Consider the following 17,174-nt stretch of genomic DNA (forward strand, 5'->3'; position numbering starts at 1 on the left):
TCAGCTCCTCGCCCGCTCGACGGCCCGGCGCAGGGTCCGTCTGGTCAGCTCAGCGGCCAGGTGCCGCTTGTAGTCGGCGCTGCCGCGCTGGTCGGTCGCCGGCTCGCAACTGGCGGCGGCGATCGCCCCGGCCTGCTCGTACAGGCTTTCGGAGGGCTCCCGCCCGCGCAGTGCCGCCGAAATCTCCGGGATGCCCGTCGTGTTCGGGCCGACCGCCGCTAGCCCCACCCGGGCGTCCACTATCGCGCCGCCGTCGAGCCACACCGCCGCGCCGGCCGACACCACGGCCCAGTCGCCGGCCCGGCGCTCGACCTTCTCGTACGCGCTGCCGCAGCCCGGCCGCACCGGCAGCCGCACCTCGACCAGCATCTCGTCGTCCCCGACTGCCGTCTCGTACGGCCCGACGTGGAACTCCTCCATGGACACGAACCGTTCCGCGCCCCCCGGACCGCGGATCACGCACCGCGCGTCCAGGGTCGTGCAGACCGCGGAGAGGTCCTCGGACGGGTCGGCCTGGCAGAGCGAGCCGCCCAGCGTGCCCCGGTTGCGCACCACCGGGTCCGCGATCACCCGCTCGGCGTCGGCGAAGATGGGGAACGCCGCGGCCAGCTGGGCGGACTCGAGCAGCTCCCGATGTCGGGTGAGCGCGCCGATGCGTACCTCGTCCGGGCCTGTCTCGATGTAGCCGAGCTCGGCGTGCAGATCGTTGATGTCGATGAGGTAGTCGAAGTTGGCCAGCCGGAGCTTCATCATCGGCAGCAGGCTGTGCCCTCCGGCGATCAGCCTCGCGGTGCCGCCCAGCCGCTCCAGCAGGCCGATGGCATGGTCCACACTGGTGGCTCGCTCGTACTCGAACGGTGCCGGCACCTGCATGTCGCACCTCCGTGGTTGCGGAAAATCTGATCCCGGCGCCGGCCGAAGTCAACGGCGACCTAAGCAACTGCTTAGGTCGCCGTTGACGGTGCCGCCGACGCTCGCGGATCGTGCGGCCATGAGGGACATCGTCGACGGAGTGACCGGCTGGCGTGCCGCGGGCGTTCCGTTCGCCGTCGCGACCGTCGTGCGAACCTGGCAGTCGGCGCCCCGACAGCCCGGCGCGGCCATGGCCGTCTCCGCCAGCGGCGAGGTCCTGGGCAGCATCTCCGGCGGGTGCGTCGAGGGTGCCGTCTACGAGCTGTGCCGGGCGGCGGTCGAGACCGGCCAGGCCCGCACCCAGACCTACGGCGTCAGCGACGGCGACGCGTTCGACGTCGGCCTGACCTGCGGCGGCACGATCGAGATCCTGGTCCAGCCGGACGTCGCGATGACCGAGCCCGACGAGGTGTTCGCGGCGGTCCGGGAAGGGCGGCCGGTCGCCACCGCATCTGTCGAGAACGCACAGCTGGTGGTCTGGCCGGACCGGGTCGCGGGCAGCCTCGGCACGTCCGACCTGGACGACGCGGCGGCCCGCCACGCCGCCGGGATGCTCGCCCTGGGCACCACCGGCACGGTCCACCTCGGCCGGCGGGGGGAGGAACGGCTCGACGAGGTGTCCGTGTTCGTCCAGTCGTACGTGTCCCCACCCCGGATGATCATTTTCGGTGCGATCGACTTCGCCGCCGCGATGGCCCGGATCGGCGGGTTCCTCGGCTACCACGTCACGGTCTGCGACGCCCGCCCGGTGTTCGCCACCCGTAGACGCTTCCCGGACGTCGACGACCTCGTCGTCCAGTGGCCGCACACGTACCTGCGGTCGACGACCGTGGACGACCGCACTGTGCTCTGCGTCCTGACCCACGACCCGAAGTTCGACGTGCCGCTGCTCGAGGTTGCCCTGCACACCCCCGCCCGCTACATCGGCGCGATGGGCAGCCGCCGTACGCACTCCGACCGGTTGCGACGGCTGCGTGAGGCGGGCGTGAGCGAAGCCGCCCTGGCCCGGCTCTCCTCGCCGATCGGGCTGGACCTCGGCGCGCGTACGCCGGAGGAGACCGCCGTGGCGATCGCCGCCGAGATCGTCGCTCAGGCCTGGGGTGGCTCGGGTCGCCGGCTCAGCGAAGTGGTGACCCCGATCCACCACGCCTGATCGAACCTGGCGCCGCCGATCACCTGCTGAGCCGGGCGCGAATCGTCCCCGGTGCGGCCGCCTGCTGGCACAACCCGGAGACGTCGAGGGGGACGTCCCCTGCGCGAGCACCCTGGCAGCCACACGGGAGGTGATCGTTTCGGGGTCGCGAACCGTGGCTCGGCCGCGCATGATCATAAGCATGGCCCGAAGGATGACGATCACGGCTTGTTGCGCCATTGCACTGTCGATGGCGGCGTGCAGTGCGGACACCAGCCTTCCGGCGGCTGCGCCCACAGCGTCACCGGCGAGCCCAGAGCCTTCCCGGACGGCACCCCCGACGGCAACGCCGACGCCCGTTGAAGGGATGGTGGACAAGCGGGTGCTGGAGTTGCTGTTAGGTCAGCAGGACCTGGGTGGTGACTGGCAGATCAACGGGCAGGCTGACCTGCCGCGGGAGAGGAGGACCAGTAACCCGGGCTGCACTCGCGTGGAACGTGATCTCTACGACGCGGGAAGCACCAGCCTGGTGGGCTCTCTCCGGTGGCGAATGCGCAGTACCGAGGCCAGTAAAGCGATCCTCCAGGTTGTCAAGGTGCATCCGAAGCAGGGGGCCGAGGCCGAGGTTTCCCGTGTCCGTGCGAGTGTCAAGCGGTGTAGGTCCTGGGGTGAGGGCGGGGACGCACCCGGCTACATCTTCACCTTGTCGATGCGGTCGACCACGGCCCCGCAAGCGGGCGACGAGGCGGTTGCCTGGCGCTACACCAGTAGGTACGGTCCGGCTTCGCCCGCTTTCACGACGTACAACGTGCTGTTCAGGCTGGGAGACGTAACGTCCTTGATCGAGTATGCCCCCGGGACGCGGACGTCAGCCGCAGCAGCGGAGAAGGAATTGCACGAGCTGGCTGCCTCGGCGGCGGCAAGGGTGGACGAGGCGATCTGAGCGACGGATGCGGTCGCACCGCCGGGGCGCTGTGGGCGCTGCTGGCCAGCCCGAGCGTGGGCCGGCTGCTGGGATTCATCGTGCTGGCGATCATCAGCATCGGCTGGCTGTTCTGGGCGCTGCGCCGCTACCGGACCTTCGGCGAACCCACCGTCGGCCCGCTCGAGCAGGCCGGGGACGGCATCCGTTCGTGAGCTGCGCGATCCCCTGCGCGCCGGCCGGCCACTGATCTATTGTCGGTCTGTTCACGTTTATCGCTTTCGTCGGAAAGGTGCAGTGATGGGGGTGCGCCGCTGGGTCGAAAGCTGGCCGCTCTACCGCCAGCTCACCGGCACCGACCCGCTGGGCCGCGGCGCCGCGGCCAAATCCGCCCGGTCGCTGTCGCTCACCGCCCGCACCGACACCGCCGATTCGGTGGCCAAGTCCGTCTGCCCCTACTGCGCCGTCGGCTGCGCCCAGCGGGTGTACGTCAAGGACGGGCAGGTCACCCAGATCGAAGGCGATCCGGACAGCCCGATCTCCCAGGGGCGGCTCTGTCCCAAGGGCGCGGCCAGCAAGAGCCTGGTGACCAGCCCGTTGCGCCAGACGACGGTTCGTTACCGTCGGCCGTACGGCACCGAGTGGGAGGACCTCGACCTCGACACGGCGATGAACATGATCGCTGATCGGGTGCTGGCCGCCCGGGACGAGACGTGGGAGGACGTCGACGGCGAGGGCCGGCCGCTCAACCGGACGCTGGGCATCTCCAGTCTTGGTGGGGCGACGCTGGACAACGAGGAGAACTACCTCATCAAGAAGTTGTTCACCGCGATGGGGGCTCTCCAGATCGAGAACCAGGCCCGTATTTGACACTCCGCCACCGTCCCCGGTCTGGGGACCAGCTTCGGTCGCGGCGGCGCCACCCAGTTCCAGCAGGACCTGGCCAACTCCGACGTGATCATCATCCAGGGTTCGAACATGGCCGAGGCGCACCCGGTGGGCTTCCAGTGGGTGATGGCGGCCAAGCGTCGGGGCGCGAAGGTCTTCCACGTCGATCCCCGGTTCACCCGGACCAGCGCGCTGGCTGACTCGTACCTGCCGATCCGTGCCGGCACCGACATCGCCCTGCTGGGCGGGGTGGTGCGGTACATCCTGGAGAACGAACTCGACTTCCGCGAGTACGTCGTCTCCTACACCAACGCCGCCACCATCGTGACCGAGGAGTACCTCGACACCGAGGATCTGCACGGCCTCTTCTCCGGCTTCAAGGAGGACAACGCCAGTTACGACCAGAAGAGCTGGCGGTACGAGGGGAACGGGCAGAACGCCGCGACCCGGGACACAGAGACACAGCGGGAAACCGCTGCCGGGCTGGAGCACGAGTCACACGGCGCGCCGGTGAACGGGCAGACCGAGCGGGACGAGACGTTGCAGCATCCGCGCTGCGTCTACCAGATCCTCAAGCGGCACTATGCCCGCTACACGCCGGAGATGGTGGAGCGGGTCTGTGGCATCTCGCAGGAGAAGTTCCTGGAGCTGGCCCAGGCGTGGACGCAGAACTCCGGCCGGGAACGCACAGGCATGCTCGTCTACTCCGTGGGCTGGACGCAGCACAGCGTGGGCGTGCAGTACATCCGCACGGGCGCGATCATCCAACTGCTGCTGGGCAACGTCGGCCGTCCGGGTGGTGGAGTCATGGCGCTGCGCGGGCACGCCAGCATCCAGGGCTCGACGGACATCCCGACGCTGTTCAACCTGCTGCCCGGTTACCTGCCGATGCCACATCACTCCGACCACCCGACACTGGACGACTGGGTGGACAGCATCCGGCACCCGGGGCAGAAGGGCTTCTGGGGCGACGCGCGCATCTACGGGGTGAACCTCCTCAAGGCGTACTGGGGCGACGCGGCCACCGCCGAGAACGACTTCTGCTACGGCTACATGCCCCGGATGACCGGCGATCACGGCACGTACCAGCAGGTGCTGAACATGATCGACGGGAAGGTCAAGGGGTACTTCCTGCTCGGGCAGAATCCGGCGGTGGGTTCGGCGCACGGCCGCGCCCAGCGCCTCGGCATGGCGAACCTGGACTGGTTGGTGGTCCGGGACCTGTTCATGATCGAGAGCGCCACGTTCTGGCAGCACGCGCCGGAGATCGAGACCGGTGAGATCGTTCCCGAGCAGTGCCGTACCGAAGTGTTCTTCCTGCCGGCCGCCTCGCACGTGGAGAAGGAGGGCAGCTTCACCCAGACCCAGCGGTTGCTGCAGTGGCGGGAGAAAGCTGTCGAACCACCAGGCGACGCCCGCTCCGAGCTGTGGTTCTTCTACCACCTCGGCCGCATCATCCGGGAACGGCTGGCCAAGTCGACCCGACCCCGCGACCGGGCGCTGCTCGACCTGAACTGGCACTACCCGACGCACGGGCCGACTGCCGAGCCGAGCGCCGAGGCGGTGCTGTACGAGATCAACGGCTACGAGGTGGCCAGCGGTCGACCGTTGTCGACGTTCACCGAGATGAAGGACGACGGCTCGACCGCCGGCGGGTGCTGGATCTACACCGGTGTGTACGCGGACGGCGTGAACCAGGCGGCGCGGCGCAAGTCGCGGCATGAGCAGGACTGGGTGGCCGCGGAGTGGGGTTGGGCGTGGCCGGCGAACCGGCGCATCCTCTACAACCGCGCGTCGGCCGACCCGGACGGCAATCCGTGGAGCGAGCGCAAGAAGTACGTCTGGTGGGACCCGGACAAGGCCGAATGGACCGGCTACGACGTGCCGGACTTCGAGAAGAAGAAGTCCCCGTCGTATCGGCCGCCCGCCGACTCCTCGGGCGTGGCGGGGCTCGCCGGCGACGACCCGTTCGTCCTTCAGGGCGACGGCAAGGGCTGGCTGTACGCGCCCACCGGAGTGCTCGACGGGCCGATGCCCACGCACTACGAGCCGGTCGAGTCGCCGGTGCGCAACCCGCTCTACCGGCAGCAGGCCAACCCGACCCGCAAGGTCTACACGCACCCGATCAACACGCTCAACCCGAGCCCGCCCGAGAAGCACAGTCAGGTCTTTCCGTACGTGTTCACGGTCAGCCGGCTCACCGAGCACCACACCGCGGGTGCGATGAGCCGCATGGTCCGTCCGCTGGCCGAGCTGCAACCGGAGATGTTCGTCGAGGTGTCCCCGGAGTTGGCCGCCGAGGTCGGACTGACGAATCTGGGCTGGGCCCACCTGGTCACCGCCCGCGCGGCCATCGAGGCCAAGGTACTGGTGACCGACCGGCTGACGCCGCTGCGGGTGGACGGCCGGATCATCCACCAGCTCTGGCTGCCGTACCACTTCGGCTTCGAGGGCCTGGTGACCGGCGAGTCGGCGAACGACCTGTTCGGGATCAGCCTCGACCCCAACGTCCTGATTCAGGAGAGCAAGGTCGGCACCTGCGACGTCCGGCCCGGTCGGCGTCCGAGAGGCAAGGATCTGTTGGACCTCCTCGTCGACTACCGGCGACGGTCCGGGGATCTCGGCCCGCACTATCCACCGCAGGTCACGACCGACGCCGCCGACAGCGGCCGCGACCCGGAGGTCTGACCATGCCCCATGTCAACAGCCTGTACGGCCCCCTCGACCCGGCGCCCGACGCCGGCTACGTCGATGCACCGCCGCGGATGGGGTTCTTCACCGACACCAGCGTCTGCATCGGCTGCAAGGCCTGCGAGGTGGCCTGCAAGGAATGGAACCTCGTCCCGGAGAGCGGGCTCGACCTGCTGGGCATGTCGTACGACAACACCGGCGCCTTGACCGCGAACTCGTGGCGGCACGTCGCGTTCGTCGAGCAGTCGAGCCCGGCCGGTTGGGCGACGCCGGCGTTCCGCGACACTCCGGACGGTCCGCCGGTCAGCCCGGAGACGGCAGCGGTCGGGGCGCACACCAGCACCGACACCGGGACGTACCCCGGTCTGCCGCCCGGCTCGCCGCCGGCGGCGGCTCGGATGGCCGCGGGGCCGGAGTTCCTCGGGATGCCGGGTGCGCAGCCGCCGGGTCGGGGCACGGGTGTGGAGGAGCGTACGGATTTTCGTTGGTTGATGATGTCGGACGTGTGTAAGCACTGCACGCATGCGGCGTGTCTGGATGTGTGTCCGACGGGTTCGTTGTTCCGTACGGAGTTCGGCACGGTGGTGGTGCAGGAGGACATCTGTAACGGGTGTGGGTACTGCATTTCGGCGTGCCCGTATGGGGTGATCGATCAGCGTAAGGATGATGGTCGGGCGTGGAAGTGCACGTTGTGTTATGACCGGCTCGGGGTGGGGATGACGCCGGCGTGTGCGCAGGCGTGTCCGACGGAGTCGATCCAGTACGGGGAGTTGGACGAGTTGCGGGAGCGGGCCGCCGCGCGGGTGGCGAAGTTGCACGAGCGGGGGGTGCCCGAGGCGCGGTTGTACGGACACGACCCGAACGACGGGGTCGGTGGTGACGGAGCGTTCTTCCTGCTGCTGGACGAGCCGGAGGTGTACGGGCTGCCGCCGGACCCGATCGTGACCACCCGCGACCTGCCCGCCATGTGGAAACGCGCCGGTCTGGCCGCGCTGGCCATGGCCGCCGCCACGACTGTCGCGTTCCTGGGCGGGCGGCCATGACGGACGCGATGCCGCCCGGTCGAGGGCGTGGCCACGGCGGCGAGCAGCTCACCGTGCCGCCGGCCGACTTCAGCTCCTACTACGGCCGGCCGGTCCTCAAGCCGCCGGTGTGGAAGTACGACATCGCCGGCTACCTGTTCACCGGCGGCCTCGCGGCCGGGAGTGCGCTGATCGGCGCCGGCGCCCAACTGACCGGGCGCCCCGGGCTGCGCACGGTGAGCCGCTGGGCTGCCCTCGGCGGCGTCGCCGCCAGCACGTACCTGCTGGTTCACGACCTCGGGCGGCCGGACCGGTTCCACCACATGCTCCGGGTGGCCAAGCTGACGTCGCCGATGTCGGTCGGCACCTGGATCCTCGCCGCGTTCGGGCCGCTGGCCGGCGCGGCCGCGGTCGCCGAACTGGCGCCGCTGCTTCCGCAGCACGGTGCGCTCGGCCTCGCCCGCCGGTTGGCGCCGCCCATCGGCGACGTCGCCGGCCTGGCAGCCGCGGCCACCGCGCCGGCACTGGCCACGTACACCGGGGTGCTGCTCGCCGACACCGCCGTGCCGGCCTGGCACGACGCGTACCCGTCGTTGCCGTTCGTCTTCGGGGGCAGCGCGCTCGCCGCCGCGTCCGGCGTCGGCCTGATCGCGGCGCCGGCCGCGGAGACCGCCCCGCTGCGGCGGCTCGCCCTGGCCGCCGCGACCATCGAACTTGTCGGCGGTCGCCGGATGGAGCGGCTGGGCCTGACCGGCGAGCCCTACGCGCACGGACGCAGCGGCCGGCTGGTCCGGGCGGGCCGCGCGCTGCTCGCCGTGGGCACCGCCGCCGCACTGGTCAGCCGGCGCAGCCGGATCCTGTCAGCGGTCTCCGGCGCCGCCCTCGTGGCATCGTCCGTCGCCACCCGGTTCGGCGTCTTCGAGGCCGGCAGGGCGTCCGCGCGCGATCCGAAGTACACGGTCGTGCCGCAACGCGAGCGGCTCGAACAGGACGGGGCGACGGCCGGCCGTTAGGTTGGCGCTCGCTGGGTCGGCCCATCGATCGGTGGCCAGACCGAGACCGGGGCGCGTTGACGGCTTGCCACCAGGCCACCGCTCGACCGCCCCGGGCGCGGATGACATCAGCCGGTGAACAGCTTCGCGGCGGTGATGGCGGTCTGGACGATGCCGTACCCGAGCAGCGCCGTGACGAGCAGCCACGACAGCCAGAGTCGACCGGTCTGGTTGCCGACCTGCTTCGGCACCGAGGGTTGGCTCTCCGGACCGAGGGCGACCGGCTCGGTGACGGTGGCGCGCGCCACCGGCGAGGTCGGCCCCCGGTCGGGCTCGTGGAACCGGTCCGGCACGGCACGGACCAGCAGGTTGGCGATGAAGCCGATGGCGAGGACGCCGACCATGGTGAACAGCGCGGGCCGGTACGACGACGCGGTGAGCGTGCCGGGCTTGCCCTGCGTGTCGAGGATCCCGTTGACGATCAACGGCCCGGCGACGCCCGCCGCCGACCAGGCGGTCAGGAGCCGGCCGTGGATGGCGCCGACCTGGAAGGTGCCGAACAGGTCCCGCAGGTACGCGGGGGCGGTGGAGAAGCCGCCGCCGTAGAAGGAGATGATCGCGGCGGCGATCAGCACGAAGACCGCCGTGGCGGCGTGGCCGGCGACGGCGAGCAGCGCGTAGAGCACCATGCCCACGCCGAGGTAGACCATGTAGATGGGCTTGCGGCCGATGACGTCGGACGTCGTCGACCAGACGAACCGCCCGGCCATGTTGAACAGCGACAGCACTCCCACGAAACCGGCCGCCGCCGACACCGAGACGGCGCTGACTCCGTTGTCCCGGAAGAAGTCCTGGATCATCGGGCTGGCCTGTTCCAGGATGCCGATGCCCGCTGTGACGTTGCAGAACAGCACGACCCACAGCAACCAGAACGTACGGGTACGCACGGCGTTCGACGCGGACACGCTCGCCCGTGTCACCAGCGGCTTGCTGGCGACGCGCGCGGGGTCGAACCCGGCGGGTCGCCAGTCCGGCGCGGGGACGCGCACATTGAACGGCCCGAACATCATGATCACGAAGTATCCGATGGCGAACGTGACGAAGAGCGCCACCAGGGCATGGCCCGACGCCACCGCGGCCGGGTCGGCGGGGTTGTAGCCAGGGTCGTACAGGGAGAGCAGCTGGCGCGCGAGCGGGCCGGCGACCAGGGCGCCGCCGCCGAAACCCATGATGGCCAGCCCGGTCGCGAGGCCGGGCCGGTCCGGGAACCACTTGATCAGCGTGGAGACCGGCGAGATGTAGCCGATGCCGAGCCCGATGCCGCCGATGACGCCGTACCCGAGGTACAGGAGCCACAGCTGCTGGGTCGCGATGCCGAGCGCGCCGACCAGGAACCCGGCGGCCCAGAAGCAGGCGGAGACGAACATCGCCCGGCGCGGTCCGTTGCGCTCCACCCACCTGCCACCCACGGCGGCGGACGAACCCAGCATGACGATGGCGATGCTGAAGATCGCCCCGATCGCCGTCTGGCTGGTGTCGAAGTGCGCGATGAGGGAGTTCTTGTAGACGCTCGTCGCGTAGACCTGACCGATGCAGACGTGCACGGCCAGGGCGGCGGTCGGGATGAGCCAGCGGCTGTATCCCGGGGGAGCGACCGTGTGCCGAGGATCGAATACCGACAGCATGGGCATCGTCCGTACCTCCTGCGGCTGAGTAGGCCGGGGGCGGCGGCAGCTCCTCGGAGCCTCGCGCCGTCGCACTGCCTACTGGGCAGAATCCGCGCGTACCCGGATCACCGCCGGGTCGGGAATCTCGCCGGACTCACGGCAGTTGGCCGAGCGGCTCCGCCACGGTGGCGGCCCGGCGCACGTCTGGCGTCAGCCGTTGACCGGCTGCACTTCACGTTACGTGGCAACCGCTTCGCAACTTGTGGTTACCGAAAAACGCGGGCCACGGCACGGACGGCCGGCGACGCGGCCGATGGGCTCGGCACGCCAGCAGCGGAGCCAGTGGTCAGCCCGCGCCCTTCGGCTGGTCGCGGTGGTGTGGGCGCAGAGCGGGGGCGGGCCGAGCGGCCCGCCCCCGATGTCGTACGGCTCAGTGCATCGCGGCGTTTGCGGCCGCCTCCTCCTGGGCGCGTCGTTCGTCCCCGCTGAGGGTGTGCAGGGGCTTCTCCTTGATGAACAGCACGACGATCAGCGCGATCGGCGCGCCGACCAGGAACAGGTCGGCGGTGGCGGTGCCGTAGACGTCCTGCACGATGCGCAGCACCGGCTCGGGCAGGGTGGACAGGTCGGGCACCTCGGCGGAGCCGCCGCCGGCCGCGGCCGGGCCGAGTCGCTCGGTCGTCAACGAGGTCACCCGGTTCGCCAGGACCGCGCCCAGGGCACTGACCCCGATGGCGCCGCCCATGCTGCGGAAGAACGTCAGCACGGAGGTGGCGGCGCCCAGCTCGTGAGCGGGCACGTCGTTCTGCGCGGCGAGCACGAGGTTCTGCATGAGCATGCCGACGCCGATGCCCAGCACGGCCATGTAGACCGACAGGACGACGACGCTGGTGTCGGCGTCGATTGTGCCCAGGAGCAGCATTCCGACGGTCATCACGGCGGCGCCGGCCACCAGGTAGGCCTTCCACCGGCCGAACTTCGTGATGAGCTGGCCGGCCACCGTCGACGAGACGAGCAGACCGAAGATCATCGGAAGGCTCATCAGGCCCGCGACGGTCGGTGACTTGCCCAGCGAGATCTGGAAGTACTGGGACAGGAAGACGGTGCCACCGAACATCGCGACACCGACCAGCACGCTGGCGGCAGTGGCCAGCGAGACCGTGCGGTTGCGGAAGATGTCCAGCGGAACGATCGGCTCCGCCGCCCGCGCCTCGACGAGAACAGCCAGCGCCAGCAGGACCAGACCGCCCAGGACCATGGCGGCCGTCCAGCCCGATGCCCAGGCGAACTTGTTCCCGGCGAGGGACGACCAGATCAGCAGCGTGCAGACGCCAGCGGTGATGAGCACGGCGCCCAGCCAGTCGATCTTGAACTTGCGGCGGACGACCGGCAGGTGCAGGGTGCGCTGCAGCAGGACGATGGACAGGATGGTGAACGGGACCCCGATCAGGAAGCACCACCGCCAGCCCAGCCACGACGTGTCGACGAGCAGGCCGCCGATGAGCGGACCGGCGATGGTGCCGACACCGAAGACCGCGCCGAAGATGCCGGCGTAGCGGCCCAGCTCACGCGGCGGGATCATCGCCGCCATGACGATCGTGGCCAGCGCGGTCATGCCGCCGGCGCCGATGCCCTGCACCACCCGGCTGATCAGCAGGACCTCGACGTTCGGCGTGAAGCCCGCGATCAGCGAACCCACCACGAACAACCCCAGCGACAGTTGGATCAGCAGCTTCTTGCTGTAGAGGTCCGCCATCTTGCCCCACAACGGCACAGTCGCCGTCATGGCGAGCAGTTCGCTGGTGACGATCCAGGTGTAGACGGTCTGGCTGCCGTTCAGGTCGGCGATGATACGCGGCAGCGCGTTCGCCACCACCGTGGAGGCGAGGATGGACACGAACATGCCGACCATCAGGCCGGAGAGGGCCTGCAGAACCTCCCGACGCGACATGCGCGTGCCGACGGCGGCCACGTCAGCGGGCGGGGCGGTGGTGGTCATTGACGCTCCCTTGTCGGGGTCTTGTTCGAGTGGCTACCCCCGGGACCGGGTGGCACCGGGGGACTGATGCTCAGGACGGGTGTGGTGGATCCGGCAGGCCGGCGGCGACGGTGGCGAACGCCTCGTCGACGAAGTCGCGCAGGGGCCGGCTGTCGTCGGCGGCCCAGCGCAGCATCGCGGCGCGGAAGGTGGCACCGGCCACAGCGGTGACCAGCGCCGGGTGGCCGTGGTCGGGGTCGACGCCGAGGCGGGCGGCCAGGGCGGTGATCATGGCCCGCTCGGTCTCGGTGTTCCCGGTCATCAGCCGGGGCAGCAGCGCGGGATTCTGGGCGATGACGGCCAGCCGTAGCCGCCACAACTCCCGGTCGGCCTGCATCGTGTCGATCGCCTCGTCGAGGGCGAGTCGGACGGCCCGCAACGCGGGCACCTGTGGCGGGGCGGCGGCCAGTCGGGCCACCACCGGCGTGCCGTCGAGCGCCGGGTCGTCGGTGAGCGCCTCGTCCTTGCAGGTGAAGTAGTTGAAGAAGGTGCGCGAGGAGACGTCCGCAGCTTCGCTGATCTCCTCCACAGTCACGTGTTCCAGGCCCCGTTCGGCGACCAGGCGCAGCGCGGCGGCGGTCAGCGCGGCCCGCGTCTGCCGCTTCTTGCGGTCGCGACGCCCGGAGGCAGCCTGGTCGGTGTCGGTCACCCGGCGAGGCTAGGAGGCAAGTTGCGTACCGTGCAAGTTTTTATTCTGTGAAGTGATGTTCCTGACCCGCCCGATCCGGTCCCTTGGTGTGTGGCACCGCCCCGGTGGTCGCCAGGATGAGCGCGGCGACCAGATCCGGGTCGTCGCTCATCGGCACGTGCCCGCAGCCGGGCATCGTCACCACCCGGGCCGCCGGCAGGCCGGCCCGGGCACGCTCGGCCTGGTGGACGCCGAAGATGCGGTCGCAGTCACCCCAGCCGATGGTCACCGGCACCGTCGTGTCGGCCAGCCGGAGACCGTCGAAGCGGTAGTCGCGGGCGGCCCGGGCCACGGCGGTGAAGCCGAGCCCCCGCCGTAGGGCGAGCGCGTCGCCCAGCGCGCGGTCGGCGTCCAGCAGCCTGGGGCGGGCGACCAACGGCGCGAAGCACATCGCCCGCAGGTACGCCGAGCGCAACGCGACCCGCATGATCGGGGTGGGCAGGTACGAGTTGGCCCGCAACATCGTGAGGATGGCCAGTGCCCGCCGGCGCTCAGCGGCGGTGAAGAACCCGGCGGGGGAGAAGGCGGTGGCCGAGGCGACCGCCCCGGTCGCGGCGAGTTCCAGGCTGATCGCCCCACCGAGGCTGTAGCCGGCCACGTGCGGGCGCTCCAGCCCCCACCCGGTCAGGATCGGCAGTATCCCGGCGACGGTGGCGGCCATGTCGGCGGGCATGCCCGCGTCGGGCACCGGGGAGTTCCCGAAGCCGGGCAGGTCGAGCGCTATCACCTCGTGGTGGGCGGTGAGCCGGTCGAACACCGGCTCCCAGGCCTGGTGGCGGTGACCGATGCCGTGGATGAGCACGAGCGGCTCACCGCTGCCCGCGCGACGAAAGTGAACGGTCATGACTACCCTTCCACCGAGGTCCTGCCGAAGGAACGCCCGAGCCGGCGTACCTCGTCCTCCATCTGCGTGACCATGCTGTCCCCGCCGAACCGGGTGATCAACGCGTCCGAGAGCCCGCTGAGCACCACCGGCCGCAGCGCCTGCACCACGGCCAGCGAACGTGGCACGTAGACCTTGCGCTTGCGGCGCTCGATGCCCCGCAGCAGCGCGCCGACGCACTGCTCGACGGGTACGACGGTGGACAGCGGCCACGGCAGCCGGCGCAGCGCGGTGCGGAACGACGCCAGGTCGTCGCGGATGTCGCGGACCAGGTCAGTGTCGATCCAGATGGGATGCGCGGTGCCGACTGTGACGCCGTGCTGACGGGCCTCCAGGCGTAGCACGTTGGCGAACTGCTCCACGCCCGCCTTCGACGCGCAGTAGGCGGCCATGCCGGGCATCGCCGTGAAGGCGGCGGCCGACGAGACGATCAGGACGTGGCCGCGGGCGGCGGTGACGTGGGGCAACGCCGCGCTGACCGTGCGGATCGCGCCGCAGAGGTTCACCTCGACGGTACGGACCAACGCGTCGACCGGTCCCACGGCGACCGTGCCGAGGTTCGCGATGCCCGCGTTCGCCACGACCACGTCGATGCCGCCGAACCGATCCACAGTGGATGTCATGGCGGCGTCCAGCGCCGCCTGGTCGGTGACGTCGCACTCGTACCAGTGCGCGTCCAGGTCGGCGCAGAGCTGCCTGAGCAGCTCGCCTTCCAGACCCACGACGGCGACCCGGGCGCCGCGGGCGACGGCCGCGCGGGCCAGTTGCGCCCCGATGCCGCGTGCCGCGCCGGTGATGAGCAGGGTCTTGCCCGCCAGGTCATACCGCATCGGCGTGCTCCCGTTCCGGTTCGTTGGGGGTGTTGCCGGCCGTGACGATCCGGTAGTCGGCCGGACGGAACCGGCGCAGCCGCATCCGGAAGCCGGTGACCAAGCCGGGCCAGATGGTGGTGTTGCGGCCGGTGGTGTCGAGGTACCAGCTCGAACACCCGGTCTGCCAGACGGTGCCGCTCATCTTCTGCCCGACCCGCTCGGTCCAGCGCCGTTGGGCGTCGCCGGTGGGCTCGACGGCCTGGATGCCGTTGGCACGCATGTGCCGCAGGGCCGCGAGCACCAGGCGCAGCTGCGCCTCGATCATCAGCACCACGGAGGTGTGCCCGAGACCGGTGTTCGGGCCGAGCAGGAAGAACAGGTTGGGAAAGCCGGCGATGGCGGTGCCCCGGTACGCGTGCATGCTGGGGGTCCAGGCCTCGCCCAGGCTGCGCCCACCACGGCCGCGGATGCGCGCCACGATGGGGGAGTCGGTGACGTGGAAGCCGGTGCCGAGGATGATGGTGTCCGCCCGGTGGTGTGCCCCGTCGGTGGTGACCAGGCCGTCGGGCACGATCCGTTCGATGCCGGCGGTGACCACTTCGACGTTCGGCCGGGTGAGCGCGGGCCAGTAGTCGTTGGAGATCAGGACCCGCTTGCAGCCCATCGTGTAGCGGGGGGTGAGCTTGTCCCGCAGGTGTGGATCGTTGACCTGGCGCCGCAGCATACGCAGCGACAACCGGGAGGCGAGGCGGTTGACCGCCGGGTGCAGGAAGCCCAGACCCATCGTGTCGCGTACCAGGTAGAGGGCGGCCCGGACGGCCCGCTGGGCCCCGGGCACGGTGCGGAACACGGCCTGCTCGAGCCGGCTGATCCGGCGCGACAGCCTTGGCATGATCCACGCGGGGGTGCGCTGGAACAGCGTCAACGCCCCGACCGTCGGCTGGATCCGCGGCACGAACTGGATCGCGGACGCGCCGGTGCCGATGACCGCGACGTGACGGCCGGTCAGGTCGTGGTCGTGCCGCCAGCGGGCGGAGTGGAAGACGGTGCCGGCGAAGTGGTCCATGCCGGGCAGGTCCGGGATGGCGGGGTCGCTGAGCGGGCCGGCCGCGCAGATCAGCACCCGTGCGGTGTGGTCGCCACCGGAGGTGCGCAGCAGCCAGCGTTGGCGCTTGTCGTCCCAGCTCGCCTCCTGCACCTCGTGGCGCAACCGCAGCTTCGGCCGTATCCCGAAGCGATCCACGCAGCTACGCAGGTAGTCCCAGATCTCCCGCTGACTGGAGAAGGTGTTCGACCAGCGGGGATTGGGGGCGAAGGAGAAGGAGTAGAGGTGCGACGGCACGTCGCAGGCGCAGCCGGGGTAACTGTTGTCACGCCAGGTGCCACCGACGTCGTCACCCCGGTCGAACACGACAAAGTCGGTGAAGCCGGCCCGCTGCAACCGGATGGCGGCGCCCAGGCCGCCGAAGCCGGCGCCGACAATCGCAACGTCTGTCTCCACTCATTCCTCCAGAAGCTCGGATGTGGCACCCGGTTCGGCTGACGGCGGCCAGGGCGGTTCGCCCACGCCGGTGATCCGTACGCCGCCCCACGGGTCGACCTCGGCCAGCCGGGCGGGCCGGACCCGGTCGGCGATCCGCAGCTCGACGTCTCGCCGGCCCGAGCGCAGCAGCTGCGCCACCTGCGGGTCGGGCTCGATCCGTCCACCCCAGTGGTAGCGGCCGTCGACCGGCTCCCACCTCCCGCTGAGGTGCACCCGCACCGTGGTGCCCCCGATGCCCGCCGGGCCGTGGTAACTCACGGCGTGATCCGTTCGTGGGCGCGGGTGAGCTCGCGGGGCAGGTCGGCGCTGGCGCGTACGCCCTCGATCCCGTTCCACAGCAGAGCGGTCAGGTAGTCCGTGAGGGCCGCCCGGCTGATCGGCTGGCCGTGCGTGGTCCACCAGTCGCCGACCGCCTGCACGAAGCCCACCAGGCCGTACGCCCATGGCTCGGCGGGACCGGCGTCCAGACCCAGCGCGCGCAGCCGGTCGCCGATCACGCGGGCCAACCCGGCGGCGACCTGCTGGCTGGTCCCGGCGACCACCTGATGGATGCCGGGGTGCCCGGACTGGTGCATCAGGAACCGGTAGAGCGTGGGCTGTGCCTCGATCACCCCGAGGTACGCGTCGATCGTCGCCTGCACCAGGCCGCGTTCCTCACGGACCTGCTCCACCGCGGGCGCCACGGTGTCGATGATCCGGGCCGCCACCACCTCGCTCACCGCGACCCAGAGCTGCGACTTGTCGGCGAAGTAGCGGTAGAGGACCGGCTTGCTGACGCCGGCGGTCGCGGCCACCTGGTCCATGTCGACCTCCGGCCCGTACCGCAGCAACGCCTGGACGGCGGCCCCGATCAGTTCCCGCCGTCGTTGCTCACGATGGTCCGCCCAACGGTCCCGGCGGCCGTTGCCCTTCGCCTTCCGGCCCTCCTGTGCGGCCGGCGCTGCCGGATTGGATCCATTGACATCTTTGAGCGGCGATTGCATG

15 protein-coding genes are annotated in these 17,174 nt (G+C 70.6%); 6 read left to right on the forward strand and 9 right to left on the reverse strand.

Translation table 11 applies throughout. The annotated features are described in order from the left end of the window. Positions 1-873 carry an FAD binding domain-containing protein gene (locus GA0070607_RS25980; RefSeq protein ID WP_089020526.1) on the reverse strand — a complete coding sequence of 291 codons (873 nt, stop codon included), beginning with the start codon at positions 871-873 and terminating at the stop codon, positions 1-3. Positions 874-991: 118 nt separating this feature from the next. On the opposite strand from GA0070607_RS25980, the gene GA0070607_RS25985 reads away from it, so the two are divergent. The 6 genes from GA0070607_RS25985 to nrfD all read left to right on the forward strand — a co-directional run bounded on the left by GA0070607_RS25985 (position 992) and on the right by nrfD (position 8,580). Beyond that, entirely contained in the window at positions 992-2,065 is a 1,074-nt protein-coding gene (locus GA0070607_RS25985) for an XdhC family protein (RefSeq protein ID WP_089020527.1), read from the forward strand. A gap of 361 nt (positions 2,066-2,426) precedes the next feature. Then, positions 2,427-2,987, forward strand: coding sequence for a hypothetical protein (locus GA0070607_RS25990; RefSeq protein WP_172899109.1), 561 nt, complete (start codon positions 2,427-2,429; stop codon positions 2,985-2,987). 56 nt (positions 2,988-3,043) lie between these two features. After that, the gene (locus tag GA0070607_RS25995; RefSeq protein WP_197701170.1) at positions 3,044-3,181 is read left to right on the forward strand and encodes a hypothetical protein; all 138 of its coding nucleotides are present in this window, start codon (positions 3,044-3,046) and stop codon (positions 3,179-3,181) included. Positions 3,182-3,266: 85 nt separating this feature from the next. Then, positions 3,267-6,542, forward strand: a complete 3,276-nt coding sequence (gene fdh, locus GA0070607_RS26005; RefSeq protein ID WP_269458400.1) for a formate dehydrogenase — start codon at positions 3,267-3,269, stop codon at positions 6,540-6,542. Positions 6,543-6,544: 2 nt separating this feature from the next. Then, positions 6,545-7,588, forward strand: a complete 1,044-nt coding sequence (locus GA0070607_RS26010; protein ID WP_089020531.1) for a 4Fe-4S dicluster domain-containing protein — start codon at positions 6,545-6,547, stop codon at positions 7,586-7,588. Next, positions 7,585-8,580 (forward strand): NrfD/PsrC family molybdoenzyme membrane anchor subunit, encoded by a 996-nt coding sequence (gene nrfD, locus GA0070607_RS26015; RefSeq protein ID WP_089020532.1) that lies wholly within the window; start codon positions 7,585-7,587, stop codon positions 8,578-8,580. Before GA0070607_RS26010 ends, nrfD begins: the two co-directional genes overlap by 4 nt. Positions 8,581-8,687: 107 nt before the next feature. On the opposite strand, the gene GA0070607_RS26020 is transcribed toward nrfD, so the two are convergent. The 8 genes from GA0070607_RS26020 to GA0070607_RS26055 form a co-directional block, all read right to left on the reverse strand. Next, positions 8,688-10,244 (reverse strand): OFA family MFS transporter, encoded by a 1,557-nt coding sequence (locus GA0070607_RS26020; protein WP_089020533.1) that lies wholly within the window; start codon positions 10,242-10,244, stop codon positions 8,688-8,690. A 412-nt stretch (positions 10,245-10,656) separates the two neighbouring features. After that, positions 10,657-12,225 (reverse strand): MDR family MFS transporter, encoded by a 1,569-nt coding sequence (locus GA0070607_RS26025; protein WP_089020534.1) that lies wholly within the window; start codon positions 12,223-12,225, stop codon positions 10,657-10,659. 70 nt (positions 12,226-12,295) lie between these two features. Then, positions 12,296-12,913, reverse strand: a complete 618-nt coding sequence (locus GA0070607_RS26030; protein WP_089020535.1) for an acyl-CoA-like ligand-binding transcription factor — start codon at positions 12,911-12,913, stop codon at positions 12,296-12,298. A 40-nt stretch (positions 12,914-12,953) separates the two neighbouring features. Then, complete coding sequence (locus GA0070607_RS26035) at positions 12,954-13,796, reverse strand: alpha/beta fold hydrolase (RefSeq protein ID WP_089020536.1); 843 nt, start codon at positions 13,794-13,796, stop codon at positions 12,954-12,956. 2 nt (positions 13,797-13,798) lie between these two features. Further along, positions 13,799-14,665 carry an SDR family oxidoreductase gene (locus GA0070607_RS26040; RefSeq protein ID WP_089020537.1) on the reverse strand — a complete coding sequence of 289 codons (867 nt, stop codon included), beginning with the start codon at positions 14,663-14,665 and terminating at the stop codon, positions 13,799-13,801. After that, positions 14,655-16,148 carry a flavin-containing monooxygenase gene (locus GA0070607_RS26045; protein WP_089020538.1) on the reverse strand — a complete coding sequence of 498 codons (1,494 nt, stop codon included), beginning with the start codon at positions 16,146-16,148 and terminating at the stop codon, positions 14,655-14,657. The genes GA0070607_RS26040 and GA0070607_RS26045 overlap by 11 nt, the downstream gene beginning before the upstream one ends. Further along, positions 16,149-16,448 (reverse strand): DUF4873 domain-containing protein, encoded by a 300-nt coding sequence (locus GA0070607_RS26050; protein WP_089020539.1) that lies wholly within the window; start codon positions 16,446-16,448, stop codon positions 16,149-16,151. It lies immediately after the preceding gene. Beyond that, complete coding sequence (locus GA0070607_RS26055) at positions 16,445-17,173, reverse strand: TetR family transcriptional regulator (RefSeq protein WP_089020540.1); 729 nt, start codon at positions 17,171-17,173, stop codon at positions 16,445-16,447. Before GA0070607_RS26055 ends, GA0070607_RS26050 begins: the two co-directional genes overlap by 4 nt. Between the last annotated feature and the right edge of the window lies 1 nt (position 17,174).

It is taken from the genome of Micromonospora coriariae, assembly GCF_900091455.1.
In the GTDB taxonomy this organism is placed as follows: Bacteria; Actinomycetota; Actinomycetes; order Mycobacteriales; family Micromonosporaceae; genus Micromonospora; species Micromonospora coriariae.